The sequence below is a fragment of the Pseudomonas sp. BJa5 genome, assembly GCF_030272875.2.
GTDB lineage: Bacteria > Pseudomonadota > Gammaproteobacteria > Pseudomonadales > Pseudomonadaceae > Aquipseudomonas.
The window spans coordinates 37,319-55,879 of the sequence record NZ_JALRNG020000042.1 but is presented as its reverse complement, the minus strand read 5'-3'; the positions used below and the strand labels follow the sequence as shown (position 1 = coordinate 55,879).

The window sequence follows — 18,561 nt, the reverse complement described above, 5'->3', positions numbered from 1 at the left end:
CCACTGCCACCATCGAGCAGGTCATTACCACCAAAACCGTTCAACGTATCGTTGCCCGCCAGGCCATAGATCGCATCGTCGATCACGCTGCCATTGAGCACATCATCGTTCGGCGTGCCGACCGTGGCGCTGAGCAGGTTCAGCACGAAATCATCACTCACCGAAAGGCCGCCCGAGTCGGTCGCCGTAACGGTGATGGCAATCCCCCCTGGCTGTGTCCCTGTCGGCGGCGTGCCGCTGAAGGTGCGGCTCGGCGCATCGAAAACCAGCCACGCTGGCAAAGGGTCGCCGTTCACCAGATTCGCACTCAGCGCCAGACTGTCGCCAACATCGACATCGGCAAAGGTATTGGCCGGCACGGTATAGGCCACCGCCTGCCCCAACCCGCTGAGCTGGTCGAACAACGGCACCTGCAGTGTCGGCGCATCGTTGGTGTTGCCAATGGTCAAGGTAAAGCTGCTGCTCACCTTGGCCCCGCTGCCATCGGTGGCCGTCACTTTCAGGCTCAGGCTACCGACATCCGCATTGCCCGGCGTACCGCTGAAGGTGCGGTTGGCCGCATCGAAGCTCAACCACCCCGGCAGCGGATCGCCATTGGCCAGGCTGGCGCTGTAGCCGAGGCTGTCGCCGGCATCCACATCGGCAAAGGTAGCGAGCGGTACGGTGTAGCTGAACGGCGAGTCTTCGCTGGCGTTCTGCGCGAGCAGTGCGCTGGCCACGGTCGGCGCATCGTTGGTGCCCGTCAGGCGCACCTCGAAGGTGCCGTTGGTCGAGCCGCCGTGGCCGTCGTCCACGGTAAAGGCAATCACATCGACGGCCTGCACGCCCGCAGCGAGGCTATCGATGGCCGGGGAGTTGCCACTGTAGAAAAAGGCCCCCGGGTTGCCGGCAAACATCGAAACGCTGCCGCCCATACTGCTTTGCGGCGCAAAGGTATAGGTCAGCGCATCACCGTCCGGGTCCCGGACGGCGGTACTGACATTGGTCGAGATGAAGCTGTTCTCGGGGGCGTCGGTCCACAGCTCCGAGGTCACCACGGGGGCATCATTGACCGGCGCCAGGTTCAACTGCGCCGAGGTGGCGACCTGGAGGCTGCCGTCAGTCACGACCACGGCGAAAGTCACCGGGCCATTGAGATTATTCGCCGGAACAAAGGTCCAGGTGCCGTTGTTATTGTTGGTCAAGGCGCCAAGACTTGAGTCGACGCTGACGCTCTGCACACTCAGCGTGGTGCCGGCATCCACGTCGCTGGCATTGGCCAGCAGTTGCGCAGCCGTAAGGGTATAGGCGGTATCTTCCGTTCCGTTGGGCAGGCTGACCGGGCCGCTGACGGTGGGCGCATCGTTGACCGGCGTCACATTGATGCTCAGGGTATTGGCGTTGACGGCGAAGGCCGTGCCGTCGCCAACCTTGAAGCCGATGCTGGCGTAACCGCTGCCATTGCCATTGAGGGCCGGCACGAATTGCAGTTTGCCGGCATCGAGGTCGGACTTGCTGATAACTTGGTTCTGCACCACCGCGACCCAGGCGCTGCCGTTGTGGTACTGCAGGCTGCCGAGTGCTGGCAGGCCAGTGATCTGCACTGCGGCCAGGGGGGTATTTTCCGGGTCGCTGTAGGTGCCGAAGTCGGCGCTACCGAGGATGACCGAGGTGTCTTCCAGGGTGGTCTGGCTGTCATTGGTGGAGCTCGGCGCGCCGTTGGCCGGCAGGGTTGCCGCAGCCTTGAGGGTGGCCGTGTTCCACACCACGTTGTTATCGAAGCGAAGTCGGTCGATCTCGTAATCGACGCCCAGGTAGAAGTTCTTGATGGTCAGGGTCTGCGAGGTCGCCAGCACCACCATCTGCAGGTCGTCGCCCAGGTGCACGAAGCGCACGTTGTTACTGTTGAGCCCGACCAGTTGCACGGTATCGACATCGGTGCTGGCGCCGCCACTGTTGTCGATCACGTCGTTGCCATAGTTGACGCCGTAGCGATAGGTATCGCTGCCGCGACGGCCCGCCAGCAGGTCATCACCGGCGCCGCCATCGAGGACGTTGTTGGCGGTGTTGCCGGTCAGCCGGTTGGCCAGGGCATTGCCGGTGCCATTGAGATTGCTGCTGCCGGTAAGTTCGAGATTTTCGACGTTGGCACCCAGGCTGTAGCTCAGCGAGGTGCGGACGGTATCGCTGCCACCGTCGAGCGCTTCGGACACACTGTCGCCACTCTGGTCGACCACGTAGGTATCGTCGCCGCTGCCGCCGACCATGCTGTCGTTGCCCGCCCCACCGTCGAGCAGGTCGTTACCGGCATCACCATTGAGGTTGTCATTGCCGGCGCCGCCTTGCAGCGTGTCATTGCCATCGCCGCCCTGGATCAGGTCGTTGCCGGCACCACCGTCGAGCAGGTTGTTGCCGGCGTTGCCGACCAGGGTGTTGGCCAGTGCGTTGCCGGTGCCGTTGAGGTTGGCACTGCCGGTCAGGGTCAGGCGCTCGACGTTGTTGCCCAGGGTGTAACTGATGCTGGCCAGTACCTGATCGTCACCGGCGTTGCTGGCCTCGACCACCACATCACCGGCGGCATCGACCACATAGGTGTCATTGCCGACGCCGCCTTCCATGCGGTCGTTGCCGCTGCCGCCGTCGAGCGTGTCGTTACCACCATTGCCAAACAGCGTATCGTTGCCACCCAGGCCCTGGAGCGTGTCATCGGTAGGGTTGCCGTTGATCACGTCGGCGCCAGAGGTGGGCGTGACGGGCGGGTAATAGAGGTTGGCCAGGGCCTCGGTGACGCCCCAGCGGCTGCCGTCGGCGAACTGAATCCGGTCGATCGCGTGGTCGGCATCGAGAAAGCACTGGCTCACGGTGAGGGTTTCGCCGGTGGCCAGCACGGTGAGCACCAGGTCGTTGCCGATGCGGGTCAGGCGGATCTGGTTGGCGTTGAGGTTGGTCAGGCGCAACACGTCGACGTCGCTGCTGGCACCGCCGGAATTGTCGATTACATCGTTGCCAAAGCCCTGGCCGAACAGGTAGGTATCGCTGCCGCGCCCACCCAGCAGCCGGTCATTGCCGGTGCCACCGTTCAGCGTATCGTCACCGGCATTGCCGATGAGGATGTCGTCACCGCCCAGGCCGTTGAGGGTGTCGGCTGCGGTGCCGCCTGTCAGTGTATTGGCGTTGTCGTTACCGTTGATGGTAGCCATGACCTGAGCCCTCAGCGCACGTAGGATTCTCGACTCTAGGACTGTAGTCGGCAGCCTTTGGCTGGCCATCATCCGTTTGAATGAGCCGGCACACCTTTCGTCTAATATCCGGACCCGATGCCCGCCAGGATCAAGGGGTTGCGCGCGTCTGGCCGGCGCTGCCGCTCAGCCAGGCATTGACGCTTTCGACGCTGTCGGCCGACGGTTTTCCCGCCCAGCGATTGAGGGTGAAGACATTGGTGAGGAAGTCGTATTGCGCCTTGAGCAGTTCACGCCGGGCGCGAAATTCATTGCGGACACTGGCCAGCACATCCACGGCATTGACCATTCCATAGCTGAAGGCTTTCTCTGCCGCCACCCTGGACAGCTGTGCCGAGGCCAGGGCATACCGGCTGGCCTGGACCTTTTCCGCACTGGCGCTCGCCGTCAGGTAAGCGCTCGTAATCTCCTTGACCACCCGGCGCTGGACCGCTTCCAGTTGCTGCTCGGCCACGACCTGGTCCTGGTACAGCCCGCGCACGCGCGCCGAGGTCGCGCCGCCGCTGTACAGCGGTACTTGCACGCCGACACCAGCCACATAACTGTCGGTGCGCGGCACCAGGGCATTGTTGTAGCCTTCGTTGGTCTGCTGCGCGCTCAGGGTCAGGCTCAGGGTGGGATAGTGCCCGCCCTGGCCGCTGCGCAACGCCGCGCCCGCCGCTTCGACGCCGCTTTCATTGGCCTTGAGCGCCGGGTTGTGCGCAACACCCTCGCGCACCCAGGTTTCAAGGCTGTGTGCCGACACATTCAATTGGATATCATCGCGAACCCGACTGAGCCGCTCCTTGACCGGCCGGCCGACGACCTCCGCCAGCGCCTCGCGACTGACGCTGACCTGGTTGCGGGCCCCCAGTTCCTGCGCCGCCAGGCCGTCGACCCGCGCCTTGAGGTCGAGCTGATCGGTAATCAACGCCAGTTGCTTTTCGTACAACGCATTGACCCGGTCCAGGCTCTTTTGCGTGGTCCGACGCTCGGCCTGGATCAGCTCCAGTTCATCCTCGGCTGCCAACACGGTGAAATAACGCAGGGCCAGATCCACCGTGGCTTCGGCCTGGGCGTCCAGGGCTTCGGACTCGGACTGCCTGGCCAGGCTCTTGAACTTCTGGTAGTTCTCCCACGCCGCCTTGTTATAGAGGTACTGGCGCAGCACCAGGCTGTAGCTTTCGCTGTCGAAACTCTGCTGCAGCAGATCGTTTTCCTGGTGAATACGATTGGTCCCGGCGTTGATCGAGGCCTGGGGCAACAGCGCCCCCATGGCTTCGCGCTGATGCTCCCGGCCCGCCTGCTCGCGTGCATAAGAGGCCAGTATGCGCGGATCTTCCAGGCGGGCCTCGCGATACAGCTGCATCAGGTCGGTGGAAAACGCCGAGGCACTGACCCCGGCGGGTTCAGGCGCAGTGGCTTGCGCCCAGGCAACACTGACGCACAGTGCAAGCATGAACACACCGCCCGGTAGCGCAGCAGGCACGCGCACGGTCATTCCTCGATCATCGATTGCGCGAGGGCATCGCGGGCCGGCTGCATCAGGTATTGCAGCAGCGTGCGCTGCCCCGTGATGATCAGCACGTCCGCGGGCATCCCCGGCAACAGCTTGCGCTCGCCCAGGGCGCGCACACCGGCCTCGCTGACCCGGACCCGAGCCAGGTAATAGGCCGTCCCGGTCTTTTCGTTGGTCAGACGGTCTGCCGAGACACTGCTGACCTCCCCTTCGATCACCGGCGTGGTCGAACTGTCGAACGCACCGAAACGGATATCGGCGCGCTTGCCAATGGCGACGCGATCGATATCGACGGGCGCCACCTGGGCCTCGATGACCAGCTCGGACACTGACGGCACAATATCCAGCAACGGGGTTGCCGGGCGTACCACACCACCGATGGTATGCACCGTCATGCCGATCACCATGCCCGCCTCGGGGGCGCGGATGACGATATGGCTGAGCCGGTCCTCCAGGGCTGACGCCTTCTCTTGCAGGTCGTAGATCCTGGTCTGGACATCGGCCAGTTGCTTGACCACATCGGCATTGAAGTCTTTGTCGATCTGCAGGATCTGCAGCTGGGTCTCGTTGATCTGCAGGCGCGTCTTGACCAGGGTGGAACGGTGGTCGGCCATTTCCGACCTGAGCAGTTCAAGCTTGCGTTGCTGCTCGAGCAAACGTTGCTTGTCGACGAAGCCTTGCTTCAACAGATCGCTCAACTCGACGATTTCGCCGCTGTAGGATTTCTCCAGGTGGCTTTTGGCAGCGATCATGGCCTCGATGCCTTTGACCTGCTGATTCAACTGGCCGATGCGCTCTTGCAGCACCGCGATCTGGCCCAGCCGTGACCCGCGTCGGGCGTTGAACACCTGGGTCTCGCCCTGATGCGCCTCTGCACCGCGCAACGGGTCGTGATCGGCCGCGCTGCCAAAGCTGATCGTCGATTGATTGTCGCGCTCGGCCCTGAGTCTTGCCTCCATGGCCCTGGCGGCCACCAGCTGGCTGCGGGTCATCCCGTATTCGAAGCGCAGCTGCGCATCATCGAGAACGATCAGCGGGTCATCACGCCCGACGATGTCACCGTCATGGGCCAATACCGCTTTGACGATGCCGCCTTCCAGGTGCTGCACGGTTTTTCGGTAGGCCTGCACCGTGACCACGCCGGGCGCGAAGGCGGCGCCATCGAGCGGTGCGACAGCGGCCCAGGTACCGAACAGGCCGAAGGTCACCAGGACGATGCCAACGCCCAGTCGACGCAGCCTGTGGTCGGAGGTCGGCAGCTCGGCGAAGCTATCCGTTTGATGACTGGGAATCGTACGGCTCATCGACATCGTCCTTGCCGGTATCGACCGAAACCACGGCAGCGGCTTGTTTCTGCGCCGCCTGCTGTTGCGCGTGGAGTTCGGCCAGTACCTGCTCACGTGGGCCATGAAGACTGATAGCGCCAGCGCTCATCACAATCAGCCGGTCAAGCCGGGAGACGATGTTGGTGCGGTGGGTAATCACAAAAAGCGTCGCGCCTTCCTGCTTGAGCTGGGCAATGGCGGCCGCCAGTGCGCGGTCACCGACGTCGTCGAGATTGGAGTTGGGCTCGTCGAGCACGACCAGCCGCGGGCTGCCATACAGGGCACGGGCCAGCCCGATGCGCTGGCGCTGCCCGCCCGAGAGCATCACGCCATCGCCGCCAATGACGGTGTCGTAGCCATCGGGCAACAGCAGGATCATCTCGTGGACGCCCGCCATCCGCGCCGCCTGGATGACTTTCTCGGCATCGACCTCACCGAAGCGGGCAATGTTTTCGCCAATGCTGCCTTCGAACAGTTCGATGTCCTGCGGTAGATAACCAACGTGCGGCCCAAGCTCGTTTTTGTTCCAGGCATTGATGTCGGCGCCATCCAGCCGCACCACGCCATGCTGCGGCGCCCATACCCCCAGCAATGCCCTGGCCAGCGTGGACTTGCCCGCCGCACTGGCACCGATGACGCCCACCGCGCATCCGGCAGGTACGCTGAAGCTGATGTTCTTGATAATCGGTGTCGTCGACCCGGGCGCGGCGACGACCAGGTTCTCCACCTGCACATGGCCCTGGGGCGCGGGCAACGACATGGACTCGGGCTGGGCCTGTTGCCGGTTGAGCCTGTCGTTGAGACGGCTGTACTGGGCGCGGGCGGCTATGAACCCCTTCCAGCTGCCGATGATCAGGTCGAGGGGCGCCAACGCACGCCCCAGCAGCACGGAGCCGGCGAACACCATGCCCGGGCCCACCTGATGGTCGATGGTCAGGTATGCCCCAAGGCCGAGGATCAGTGACTGCACCAGAATCCGCAACGACCTGGACAGGGTACTGATCGTCGCCCCGGCATCGCTCGCCCGGGACTGCAGCAGCAACACGCTGCTTTGCCGGCGCGCCCACCGCGCCATGAGCGTTTCAAGCATCCCCATGGAGGCGATGACTTCGGCGTTGCGCAGGTTTTTCGTGGTGTGCAGCGTTGCCGCAATGTGCTCCTTGTTGGCCTGGGCGAGCGCAGCAGCGGTGAGATTTTCATTAATGAGTGCCAGTATCAGCAATACCAGCGCACTGCCCACCGCTACCCAGCCATACCAGGGATGAAACAGGAACATCACCGCAATATAGAGGGGCAGCCAGGGTGCATCGAAGAAAGCGAACACGCCATTACCGGTGAGAAACTGCCGCAGGCCCGTCAAGTCGTTGAGCGACTGGGCCGAGGCGTCCGTTCCACCGCTCTCCAGCGCGCGTTTGAAGCTGGCCTTGTAGACCTGGCGACCGAGCAGTACATCCAGCCGGGTACTGACGCGCACCATGATGCGCGAACGCACCCACTCCAGTGCGCCGAGCGTGACGATCAGTACGGTCATGATCAGCGTCAGCATCACCAAGGTCGACAGGCTTGCGCTGGTCAGCACCCGTCCGTACACCTGCAGCATATAAAAGGTCGGGACGAGCATCAGCGCATTGACGAACAAGCTGAAAAAGCCGACGGCAATGAAGCTGCTTCGACAAGCGTTCAGGGCATCGTGCAGGCTGTATTCAGGTGCGCTTCGCATAGTCTGGATGCCTGGAGAGTGGAGAAAAACGCGCGCGCGTGCACCTGCAGAAAAGGCGCTGGAGGACAACCGCCGTCAGCGCTCACCGCTCAAGGCATTTCACTTTTTTGACGCCAGAACAGTCACTTCCCGCCAGTAGAGGCGCCGCCCAAAGCCCTCTTTTGTGGAGCTTAGATCATGCCGGGCGCCGGCGTGTAGCAATTGGCCATATCGTGTAGGCGCGGGCTTGCCCCGCGATAACCGCGCTGCGATTGCTGAACTCGGTCCGTGGCGCCTGGATCGCGGGGCAAGCCCGCTCCCACAAGGGGCCGGTGTGTGCCGGACCCTTGTGGGAGCCGGCAGCACCGGCGATGGATCCTGCGGATGCAACCGAATGGCCGGCGAGATCAGCGCTGCGGGTCGGTGCTTTCGTCCACGCCGGCCTCAGTCTCCAGCTTCAACCGGTCGGCTTTGCTGATGTACTTGGGCTTACTCTTCGGTGCCAGTTTGGCGCTGGCCTTTTTCGCGTGAGCCTGCAGTAACTGTTTGATCTTCTTGCGACGGTTCATCGTTTCACTCGGTGCGTAGGTTTGAGCATGCTGTAGACATCATACGCGGACAAGGCAGCATGCTCGCTATGACGATAACGATCCACGGTGCCTAGCGATCTCATCAAGAAAAGACTGCAACACGCTCGATTCGTGACCCGCGCGCCAGATGAGGCGGGTTCGAGCGCGGGCCACCTTGGGCGGCAGCGGCAACGCCCTTACCAGGTTCTGCACCTGAACAGCCTTGAGCACCGACTGCGGCATAATCGCCACACCTGTTCCCGCGGCTACGCAAGCCGCTATCGCATGATACGAAGCCAGCTCCAGGAACCTGGCCGGGACGATTTCGCAGGTTTTCAGCCAGTCTTCAAAGATGCGCCGGTACGAACAACCCCTGGCGAAGGCGATGATGGTGGAGCCCTGGAGTTCCCGGGCATTGGGCACCGTGCTGTTTTTCGCAACGATCAGGGCAAGTTCTTCAACGAAGGCTTCCTGGCTATCCAGGCCAGCCGTTGTGAACGGATCCGAGACGAACGCGGCCTCGATGTCACCTCGGTGCACCTGGGCAATCAGCGCGTCGGAGGAGCCGGACACCAACTCGATCTGCACGTCGGGAAAGCGCTCATGGAAACTCGACAACAACGGCGGTAGCCTGGCGGCAGCCGTGCTTTCCAGCGTGCCGATTCGCAGCGTGCCCTGCAGTCGACCACGCTTGAGTGCGGTCTCGGCCTCGGTGGAGAGGCGCAGCAGCTTCTCGGCATACTGATGCAGCAGCTTGCCTTCGTCGGATGGAATGAGCTTTCCCCCCTGGCGATGAAACAGCGCCACACCCAGACGCTCTTCCAGGTTCTTCACCCGGGTGGTGATGTTGGATTGCACGCGATTGAGCTGGGCTGCCGCGTTGGTGATGCCGCCATAGTCGACCACTGCCTTGAAGATCTGCAGGGAGTCCAGGTCTAAGTTTCTCATTTCGAGAATCCTGTATACCGATTATTCATTACTAGAGAATCATTCGTCAGCATACACTTCGACGCAACAGGAGGGTTGCAGCAAATGCTGCCCACACGTCGGCAAGCCGGGTCAAGGCTGGAGAGAGTCGCATGCGTAAAATTGGTCTGATTGGTGGCATGAGCTATGAAGGCTCAGCGGTTTACTACAGGGCGCTGAACAAAGGCATCAACAACCGTCTTGGTGGCTTGCACAGCGCCCAGGTGCTGCTGCACTCGGTGGACTTCCAGACCATCGTCGACAAGCAGAAGGCCGGACAGTGGGATGAAGCCGGGCGGCAACTGGCCGATGTGGCGCGTAGCCTTGAAAAGGCTGGCGCTGATTGTGTGATGATCTGCGCGGTGACCATGCACCTGGTAGCGGACGCGGTTATCGCCGCGACACCCCTGCCCTTTATCCATATCGTCGATGTGGTGGCCGAGCGCCTCAAGGCAGCGGGTCATCGCAAGCCGTTGCTGATCGCGACACGCTATACCATGGAGAACGGCTTCTATCCTGCGCGCATGGAGAAGCACGGCATCGAAGTCATGGTCCCCGACGCCGAAGGCCGAGGGCAGATCCACGACATCATTTTCAACGAACTGAGCCTCGGGGTCGTCCGTGAGGAATCGCGAGCGGTACTCGTCTCGCTGATCGAGCAGGCGAAGGCCGAAGGTGCCGACTCGATCATCTTCGGCTGTACAGAGATCTGCCTGATACTGGAGACCGACGCGCTTGCGCTTCCAGGTTTCGACTCGACCGCCATCCATGTGGAAGCGGGCATCGAGTTCGCACTGGGCTCGCGGCAAGCGCTTTAAGGCATGCCTCAGTAGATACTTCGATAGATGCCCTCAACGTCGGCTTCGGTCATGTCCCTGGGATTGCTGTCGATCAAGCGCTTCAACCCATTCACCACGTCCGCCGCCATCGCCGGAATCGAGTCCTCATCGATACCCAGCCTGCCCAGGCGCGTTTCCAGACCGCTGTCGCCAACCAGCGCCTCGATCGCTTCAACGAATGCCTGCGCGGCGCAGTCCTGGTCCTCGAACACCGCCTGCGGCAACAGATGCGCCGCCAGTTCGGCGTACTGCTGTCGGGCCGCCGGCAGGTTGAAGCGGATCATCGGCGCCATCACCAGGGCATTGGCGTGACCGTGGGGGATGTGAAACCGCGCCCCCAACGGGTAAGCCAGGCCATGGATCGCCGCCACCGACGCGTTGACGAACGCCATGCCGGCCATCAGCGAGCCCTGCAGCATCGCCGAACGGGCGGCAACATCGTTGCCGTCGGCCAGCACCTTGCGCAGATTACCGCCCAACAGGCGCAGCGCAGTAGTGGCCAGGCCATCGGAAATGGGGTTCTTGCGCGTGCGGCTGGTGTAGGCCTCGATGGCGTGGACCATGGCATCCAGGCCGGTCGCCGCAGTCACCACAGCTGGCAGGCCCAGGGTCAGCTCCGGGTCGAGCACGGCCACGTCCGGCATCAGTTGCGCCGAATACACGGCCTGTTTGCGCTGCTGGGCATCGGTGATCACCGAGACCCAGGTCACTTCCGACCCCGTCCCTGCCGTGGTCGGCATCAGCACCAGCGGCAGGCGTTGGCCGCGGGCCTTGTCGCTGCCGTAGAGGTCCTCCAGGCGCTGCTCGCTGTTGATCAGCAAGGCCACCAGCTTGGCCGCATCCAGCGAGCTGCCGCCGCCCAGGCCAAGCACGCCATCGGCTTCGAAGGCACGTCCCTGGCTGACCGCCTGCTCGACCACCGCAGCGGGCGGGTCCGCCACCACCTGGTCGAACACGGCGACGGTGCAGCCTGCCGCTTCCAGTGCCGCGCAGGCCTTGGTGGCAAAGCCCAGTTTGACGATGCCAGGGTCGCACACCAGCAGCACCCGGCGGGCCGCCAGTGTGGTGAAGACCTGGCCAATCCCCTGCAAGGCACCCGCCTCACAAACGATACGGGGAACACTTCTGAATTCATGATTCATGGTGGTCTCCTTACAGCACCGAGGCGTAGATGGCCCGGGCGTCTTCACGGCTGACCGGGCGCGGGTTGTTGATCAGCAGGCGCTCGACTTTCATGGCGTCATCGCTCAGCCGATCGAGGTCGGCCTCGCTCACGCCCACCTGCGCCAGGCGCTGGGCGAACGGCATGCGTTCTACCAGCGCGGTCATGAAACCGATAAAGGCATCGCAGGCCGATGCCTGGGTGTCGAAACGCTGGCCGGGCAACACACTGGCCGCCAGTTCCGCGTACAGCGGCTGCGCCGCGCTACGGTTGAAGTTCAGCACCGGCACCAGCACCAGCGCATTGCTCAGGCCATGGGGCACATGGAAATGCCCACCCAGCGGATAGGCCAGCGCATGCACCGCCGCCACCGGGGCGTTGGCAAAGGCCATGCCGGCCAGCATCGAGCCGAGCAGCATGTCCGAACGTGCCTGCAGATCGCCAGGCTCGGCCAGCACCCGATCCAGGTTGCCGGCGAGCAGGCGCAGGGCCTGCACGGCCAGGCCGTCGGAGAGCAGGTTCTTCTTGTGCTTGCTGGTGTAGGCCTCGATGGCATGGACCATGGCATCGACGCCGGTCATGGCGCTCACCGCCGGCGGCAGGCCTACGGTCAGGCGTGCGTCGAGCAAGGCGATGTCCGGGTAGAGCAAGGCGCTGACCACGCCCTTCTTCTCGTGGCTGGGGGTGGTGACGATGGCCACGGCGGTGACTTCCGAGCCGGTGCCGGCGGTGGTCGGTACCTGGATCAACGGCAAGCGCGGGCCCTTGGCCAGGTTGATGCCGTAGATGTCCGTCAGCGCCTGTTCATGGCCACAGAGCAGCGCCACCAGCTTGGCGGTGTCCAGCGAGCTGCCGCCACCCAGGCCGATGACCGCCTGGGCCCGGCAGTCGCGCCCTGCCGCCACCGCCTCCAGCACCGACGCCTCGGGCGGATCGGCCTGCACGTCGCTGTACAGGGTCACCTCGACACCGGCCTCGCGCAGCGCCTGCATCGGCGCCTCAAGCAAACCGGCCCGTTGCAGGCCCGGATCGCTGACCAGCAGCACCCGCTCGGCACCGAGCTCGCGGCACAGGGCGCCGAGGCGCAAGGCGCCATCGACTTCGCAAATCACCCGGGGTGTGGTTTCAAAAGTAAAGTTCGACATGGCGGGTCATCCTGCTCGTACGCTGCCGCGCTCGATGCGGTACAGCGCATCGACCAGGTCAGCGGAATGGGTGTCATCGGATTCGGAGATCAGCACGCACAGGCCTTGCTGTCCGAGCTGGGCGATCACTTCGCTGAGGCGGCGCGACAGTACCGGCGCCACGCCCTCGAACGGCTCGTCGAGGATCAGCAGGCGGTTGCCCGGCATCAGCGCCCGGGCCAGGGCCACCAGCTTCTGCTGGCCGCCGGACAGCTGCATGGCGCGGCGGTCGCGGTACTGGGCGATTTCCGGGATCAGGCTGTAGACCCATTCCAGGCGCTCGGCACTGCCCGCCAGCTTGTTGGCCCACACCGGCAGCAGGATGTTCTCCTCCACCGTCAGCGCCGGGATCAGCCGGCGGTCTTCGGGCAGGTAGCTGATGCCCGCCGCCGCACGCTGGTGGCCCGGCTGCGCACGCAGGTCGTTGCCGGCGAAACGTATCGACCCGGAGGTGGCGTCGAGCAGCCCCATCAGGGTGCGGATCAGGGTGGTCTTGCCGGCGCCGTTATGGCCGATCAGGCCGACCATCTGCCCGGCACCGACATCCAGCGAGACGTTGTGCAGGATCGGCACCGATTCGATGGCGACGTTGAGGTTGCGAATTTCCAGGCTCATGCGGTGGCTCCCTTGTGTGCCCGCTGCCCCCCGGTGACCAGTTCCTGGACCCGGGCGTTGGCCAGTACCGATTGCGGCGGGCCGTCGGCCAGCACTTCACCGCTGTAGAAGGCGAGGATCCGCGACACGTAGCGGCGCACCACATCCATGTCGTGCTCGACGAACAGCACCGTCACCTGATGGCGCGACACCACCTGCATCACCGTGTCCATCAGTTGGGTCTTCTCCTCGGCGCTGACGCCGCTGGTGGGCTCGTCGAGCAGCAGCATCTGCGGGTCGCCGATCAGCGCCATGGCAATATCGATCAGCTTGCGCACGCCTTGCGGCACTGCGGTGACCTTGCTGTCGCGCCAGGAAAGGATGCTGAACTCGCCGAGAATCGCCTCGGCGCGGGCGATCCGCGTGTCATTGCGCAGCGGTCGCAGCAGCGACGGGAACGGCGATTCGGCGGCGGCCAGGGCGATCAGCAGGTTGTCCAGCACGGTCAGTTCCGGGAACAGCTGGGCAACCTGGAACGAGCGCGCCATGCCGGCACGGGTGATCGCCCGCGGCGTTCTGCCGATGATCGACTGGCCGTTGAAGAGGATTTCGCCACGGCTGGGCTTGAGGTAGCCGGTGACCATATTGATGAAGGTGGTCTTGCCGGCGCCATTGGAGCCGATCACCCCCACCACTTCGCCCTTGCTGATGCCGACGTTGACGTTCTTGGCCGCAGTGACTGCGCCGAACTCCTTGTACAGTCCACGGGTTTCGAGAATGCAGCTCATACCTTGGCCTCCACTGCCTTGGCCGCGCGGCCCCGGCCGCTGAACAGGCTCCACAAGCCCTTGGGTAGAAAGACGATGATTGCCAGCAAGGTCACGCCCAGGATCATCTGCCAGCTATGAGGCACCAGCTCGATGGCGTAGGTGCGCACCACGGCGAACAGGATCGCGGCGATGATCGGAGCCGCCACGTGGGCCGTGCCGCCGAGCAAGGCGATGAAGACGAACTCGCCGGAGGTGATCCAGTAGGCCATTTCCGGGTCGATATGCCCGGCGGCCAGGGCCATGAAGCCGCCGCCCAGCGCCGAGACCCCGGCGGCGGCGACGTAGTTCATGTACAGCACCCAGCGCGGCGACTGGCCGAGGTACTCGACCCGCACCTCGTTCTCGCGGATCGCCTCGCACATCGCCCCGGCGCTGCTGCGCCCGTAGCGGTGCAGCAACACCGCCAGCACCGCGGTCGCGGCGACGATGATGACGAACAGCGCCAGCGGTGCCTGGCCCGCCGCCGGGCTCCAGCCGAACAGGGTCCAGGCCTTGACGTTGAAGCCGTCGGTGCTGCCCAGGGCCGGGCTTTTCACCAGCATGCCGTAGAGGATCATCGAGAACGCCAGCGACAGCATGGCGAAGAAGATCTCGCGGTAGCGGGTCATCAGCAGGCCCAGCAGCATCGCCAGCGCCACGGCGGCGGCAACGCCGATCAGCAACAGGGTCGGCAGATCAGTGATGTTCAGGAAGTGCCCGCTCATGCCTACGGCGTAGCCGCCCATGCAGAAGTACAGGCCCTGACCGAAGGTCACCAGGCCCGCGCGCATCTGCATCACCACGCCCTGGACGACCATGGACTTGGCCAGCGCCATGGTCAGCAGGAACACCAGCCATTGCGGCGCGATCAGGCCGCCGAGGGCGAGCACGGCGGCGACGCCGAGCAGAATCAGTTCGGTTTTATCCAGGCGCATCAGATTTTCCTCGCAAGCACGCGGCCGAACAGCCCCTGCGGACGTACCGCCAGGACCAGCGCCATCACGCCGTAGATCACAAAGAGTTCGAATTGCGGCGCGTAGTGCACCGCCGCCGCACGGCTCAAGCCCACCAGCAAGGCGCCGAGGGCGGCCCCTTCGATGCTGCCCATGCCGCCGATCACCACCACGGCGAAGGCCAGCACGATGATCTCCACGCCGATACCCGGCGCCACCGAGATCGCCGGCGCCGTCAGGGCCCCGGCCAGGGTGCCGAGCACGGTGCCGAGGATGAACACCAGGGTGAACACCCGGCGCACGTTGACGCCCATGGCCTGGGCCACTTCGCGGTCATGGATCACCGCGCGCAGCACCTTGCCCTGGTGAGTGCGCTCCAGCCACAGCCACAGGCCAAGGCCCAGCACCAGCGAGACGCCCACCAGCATCAGGTCGTAGTTGGAGACCTTTAGCCCGGCCAGCACGCTGCGGCCCATTTCGGCGTAAGGCTGGTAGGCGAAGTACGGGTTGACGCCCCAGATCATCTTCATGGCGTCTTCGAGGATCAGCAGCAAGGCGTAGGTGATGATCACCATCAGCACTTCATCGCGGCCGTACATGAAGCGCAGCAGGCCGCGCTCGATCAGCAGACCGACCACCAACCCGGCGGCCAGGGCGCAGCCGAGCATCATCAGGTAGCCGACCCACACCGGCCCTACCCCGTTGTTGAAATACCAGCCCACCAGCGAGGCGGCGGCATAGGCACCGATGGCGTAGAAGCTGCCATGGGCCATGTTCAGGATGCGCATGACACCGTAGATGACGGTGAGCCCCGCTGCGACCAGGAACAGCCATGAGGCATAGATGGCGCCGTCGATCAGCACCGCGTAAAGACTCAGCATAAGGTTCTACCTTGGCAAGAGTGGCGGCCGGCAGCGGCCGCCACGATCAGTCAGGTGTGCAACGCGATCAGTTGCACTGCGCGCCAGGGAAACCGGCCTTGATCCAGTCATGGGCGCTGATGCCGTCAGGCGGGGTCACGCACTCGCCGGAGAAGGCGATGACGTTCTGCACGCTGCCTTTCTGGCTGGCTGCGTCGTAGTGGTACTCACCGTAGGCGATGCCCTGCATGGCCTGGTGGCCACCGGCGCGGGCCATCTGCACGGTGCCGGAGACCGATTCGAAGGTGGCGCCCTTGAAGGCCTTGGCCATTTCCAGCGCGGCCGGGATCTTGCCGGGCTCGGCCTTGGCGTTTTCCGCGGCGAATTTCAGGCCGAGGATGGCCTGGGCCATCTTGCTCGCTGGGTAAGTCGGCGCAGCCTTGTAGGCGGCCTGGTAAGCCTGGGTGAACCAGCTGTTCAGGGCGTTCTCGGGGGCGAAGGCACCGAACGGGCCACGACCGCCGATGATCATGCCGTTGGGCGCCTGGTCCTTGTAGCGCGCCAGGGCCGACTCGCCGCAGGTCAGCACCGCGGTGGCGTCTTCGAGCAGGCCGCGGGAGTTGGCCTGGAGCACCAGGGCCTCCATGTCGCCGCCCCAGAAGCTGGAATGAATGATGTCCGGGCGCTTAACCGACAGCGCCGAGATCTCCGCCCCGTACTGGCCCTGGAAGACCTTGGGCATCTGCGACTCGACCACCTGGCTCTTGGGCATGATCTGCGCCATGGACAGGGTGAAGTCGTTCCAGCTGTCCTGGCCCCAGGCATAGTTCTGCTGGATACCGCCGACGCGCACGGCGTCCGGACGGGTCCTGGCCAGGTAACGGGCGGCGCCGATGTTGTCCACGGCCGCGTCGAGGCTGGTGCGGAAGACGAACTGCGGGGTCTTGTCTTCGCTGAACAGCTGCGAGGTGCCGCAATCGTAGAACACGGTCATCGCCCCCAGTTCTTCGGCCACCGGCGCGATCGCCAGGCAGTCGCCGGACGAGATGTAGCCGACCACGGCATCGACCTTCTGGCGCTGCACCAGGTTGCGGAACTCCTCCACCTGCTTGGCAGCCCCGCCGGCCTCATCGATGATCACCATCTCGATCTCGGCGCCGTTGATGCCCAGCTTGTCGTAGGGCGCCGGCAGCTTGCCCTGGTTGAGGCCCTCCACCAGGATCTTGGCGGCGTTGGCCGAAGGCTCGCCGAACGGACCGGCTGCCGGGCCTGAGAGGAAGGTCACCACGCCGATGCGGAACTTGCCGTTCTCGGCGGCCAGTGCTGCGCCGCTGAAGCTGCTGGCAATCCCCGCCGTGGCGATCGCCAGGGCCAGGGGCAGTGCTTTTAGGGAGTGCTGGACGCTTTTCTTATAGTTGTTCATGGTCATTTCCATTGCGGGTTATCGATGCTAAGGGGCGTGCCCCTCGGGGTTACGGACAGAATTGGCGTACCGGCGTGCGCGCGCCGCCGGGTCGGGCGACAGGTCCTGGGCGGAGTACACAGACCAGTGCCCGAGCATCAGTTGCGCAGGCGGGTAGTCGCTGCTGGGTACCGGCGTGCCGACGGCCTGGGCTTGCAGAATCTGGTGGGTGACCGGGTCGATTCGCGAGACGAAACCCGGTGGATCTTCCGGCAAGGCGATCTCCAGCCCTTCCAGGGCGGTGACTAGCGCTTCAGTGTCAGTGGCGCCCCCGGCTTTCTGGCTGGCCCTGGCCAGGGCCATCACGCCGGTGTAGGCACCTTCGGCGGCGTAGGTCGGGTAGCGCCCGGTCAGGGTGTGGAAACGCTCGACGAAGGCGCTGTTGCGCGCGGTCTGCGGCCAGTTGTTGTGATGCCGGGCCGACAGGATCAAACCTGGCGGCGCCTTGTCGCCGAGGGCGACGAGGAAGTCATAGTTGCCCCCGGTATCGAAGTTGGCCAGCCGCGAACGCTCGAACAACCGGGTGCCGGCGGCCTGCTTGACGAAGGCGTGGAAATCGCCGCCCCACAGGGCCGAGACGATGATGTCGGGCTTGGCCTGCTCCAGTGCGGCGATATAGGCCGAGTAATCCGGCTCGTACAGGCGCGGCCACAGCTCGGTGACGTCGTCGAACTGCACGCCCAGTTGGCGCAAGGCTTCGTGCAGGTCATCCCGCGACACGTGGCCGTACTCGTAGTCGGGGCCGATGAAGGCCAGGCGCCGCCAGCCGGTCTTGGCTTGCAGGGCCTTGAGGTAGTGGGCCCCGGCGGCCATGGAGGTCCAGGTATCGTTGGTCACCCGAAAGTAGTAGCGATGACCGTTTTCCAGGGTCATGCGCGACGAGGCATGGTCGGTGCCGATCATCAGCACCTTCTCTTCCCGCGCCAGCTGGCTCACCGCCAGCGCCACACCCGAGGACACCATGCCGCACAGCACCTGTACGCCGTCCTTGCGGATAAAGGCCCGGGCCAGGCTGGCACCGTAGGAGGCCTTGGACTGGTCGTCGTCGATGATCACCCGCATGCGTGGCACCTGTTGCCCGGCCTCACGCTCGGCCTGCAGCTCGCTCAAGGCCACCCGGATGCCGGCGATGCTGTCCTGGCCATAGATCGCCGCCCGCTCGGTCATCGGGTACAGGCAACCCAGGGTCAGGTCGGCTTGCGCGGCCGCAGCGCCCAGTTCGACGCGCCCGGCGTGCGCGCTGCCGGCGTGAGCCAGCAGCAGGCCGTTCAGGGCGACGACAGCGAGCAGGTGAGAAAACGGCAGATGCATAAGATCCCTTGGGGCGTTCGGGGACGCCTCTTGTCGGTTAGCGAAATGGGTTATCGCAAAGGCTGTGCCAGCCTTTGCCGGATGCTGCATGAGATAACACGAAAGCGCTCTG

Annotated in this window: 15 protein-coding genes; 1 reads left to right on the top strand and 14 read right to left on the bottom strand. The window is 64.3% G+C overall.

What is annotated here, in order from left to right; genetic code table 11:
* The 6 genes from M2D63_RS21540 to M2D63_RS21515 all read right to left on the bottom strand — a co-directional run.
* A partial coding sequence (locus M2D63_RS21540; protein ID WP_285865051.1) for a cadherin-like domain-containing protein occupies window positions 1–3,179 on the bottom strand: 3,179 nt, incomplete at its 3' end.
* A gap of 130 nt (window positions 3,180–3,309) precedes the next feature.
* The gene (locus tag M2D63_RS21535) at window positions 3,310–4,698 is read right to left on the bottom strand and encodes a TolC family outer membrane protein (RefSeq protein ID WP_405310735.1); all 1,389 of its coding nucleotides are present in this window, start codon (window positions 4,696–4,698) and stop codon (window positions 3,310–3,312) included.
* On the bottom strand, window positions 4,695–6,020 hold the full coding sequence (locus tag M2D63_RS21530) for an HlyD family type I secretion periplasmic adaptor subunit (RefSeq protein ID WP_285865050.1): 1,326 nt from the start codon (window positions 6,018–6,020) through the stop codon (window positions 4,695–4,697). The genes M2D63_RS21535 and M2D63_RS21530 overlap by 4 nt, the downstream gene beginning before the upstream one ends.
* Entirely contained in the window at window positions 5,986–7,761 is a 1,776-nt protein-coding gene (locus M2D63_RS21525; RefSeq protein ID WP_285865049.1) for a type I secretion system permease/ATPase, read from the bottom strand. The genes M2D63_RS21530 and M2D63_RS21525 overlap by 35 nt, the downstream gene beginning before the upstream one ends.
* A gap of 386 nt (window positions 7,762–8,147) precedes the next feature.
* Window positions 8,148–8,309, bottom strand: a complete 162-nt coding sequence (locus M2D63_RS21520; protein WP_285865048.1) for a DUF2986 domain-containing protein — start codon at window positions 8,307–8,309, stop codon at window positions 8,148–8,150.
* Window positions 8,310–8,375: 66 nt separating this feature from the next.
* On the bottom strand, window positions 8,376–9,257 hold the full coding sequence (locus M2D63_RS21515; protein ID WP_285865047.1) for a LysR family transcriptional regulator: 882 nt from the start codon (window positions 9,255–9,257) through the stop codon (window positions 8,376–8,378).
* 131 nt (window positions 9,258–9,388) lie between these two features.
* Between M2D63_RS21515 and M2D63_RS21510 the strand changes: the two genes are divergently transcribed.
* Window positions 9,389–10,093: an aspartate/glutamate racemase family protein gene (locus M2D63_RS21510; protein ID WP_285865046.1), complete on the top strand. Its 705-nt coding sequence runs from the start codon at window positions 9,389–9,391 to the stop codon at window positions 10,091–10,093.
* Between the two features lie 8 nt (window positions 10,094–10,101).
* Here the strand turns inward: M2D63_RS21510 and M2D63_RS21505 are convergent, their stop codons facing one another.
* The 8 genes from M2D63_RS21505 to M2D63_RS21470 all read right to left on the bottom strand — a co-directional run bounded on the left by M2D63_RS21505 (window position 10,102) and on the right by M2D63_RS21470 (window position 18,449).
* Window positions 10,102–11,256 (bottom strand): iron-containing alcohol dehydrogenase, encoded by a 1,155-nt coding sequence (locus M2D63_RS21505; protein WP_285865045.1) that lies wholly within the window; start codon window positions 11,254–11,256, stop codon window positions 10,102–10,104.
* A gap of 10 nt (window positions 11,257–11,266) precedes the next feature.
* Window positions 11,267–12,421: an iron-containing alcohol dehydrogenase gene (locus M2D63_RS21500; RefSeq protein ID WP_285865044.1), complete on the bottom strand. Its 1,155-nt coding sequence runs from the start codon at window positions 12,419–12,421 to the stop codon at window positions 11,267–11,269.
* A gap of 6 nt (window positions 12,422–12,427) precedes the next feature.
* Window positions 12,428–13,075, bottom strand: coding sequence for an ATP-binding cassette domain-containing protein (locus tag M2D63_RS21495; RefSeq protein WP_285865043.1), 648 nt, complete (start codon window positions 13,073–13,075; stop codon window positions 12,428–12,430).
* Window positions 13,072–13,842, bottom strand: coding sequence for an ABC transporter ATP-binding protein (locus M2D63_RS21490; protein ID WP_285865042.1), 771 nt, complete (start codon window positions 13,840–13,842; stop codon window positions 13,072–13,074). The genes M2D63_RS21495 and M2D63_RS21490 overlap by 4 nt, the downstream gene beginning before the upstream one ends.
* Window positions 13,839–14,798: a branched-chain amino acid ABC transporter permease gene (locus M2D63_RS21485; RefSeq protein WP_285865041.1), complete on the bottom strand. Its 960-nt coding sequence runs from the start codon at window positions 14,796–14,798 to the stop codon at window positions 13,839–13,841. Before M2D63_RS21485 ends, M2D63_RS21490 begins: the two co-directional genes overlap by 4 nt.
* Window positions 14,798–15,697 carry a branched-chain amino acid ABC transporter permease gene (locus M2D63_RS21480; protein WP_285865040.1) on the bottom strand — a complete coding sequence of 300 codons (900 nt, stop codon included), beginning with the start codon at window positions 15,695–15,697 and terminating at the stop codon, window positions 14,798–14,800. Before M2D63_RS21480 ends, M2D63_RS21485 begins: the two co-directional genes overlap by 1 nt.
* A 67-nt stretch (window positions 15,698–15,764) precedes the next feature.
* Complete coding sequence (locus M2D63_RS21475; RefSeq protein ID WP_285865039.1) at window positions 15,765–17,099, bottom strand: ABC transporter substrate-binding protein; 1,335 nt, start codon at window positions 17,097–17,099, stop codon at window positions 15,765–15,767.
* 27 nt (window positions 17,100–17,126) lie between these two features.
* Window positions 17,127–18,449 (bottom strand): ABC transporter substrate-binding protein, encoded by a 1,323-nt coding sequence (locus M2D63_RS21470; RefSeq protein WP_285865038.1) that lies wholly within the window; start codon window positions 18,447–18,449, stop codon window positions 17,127–17,129.
* Between the last annotated feature and the right edge of the window lie 112 nt (window positions 18,450–18,561).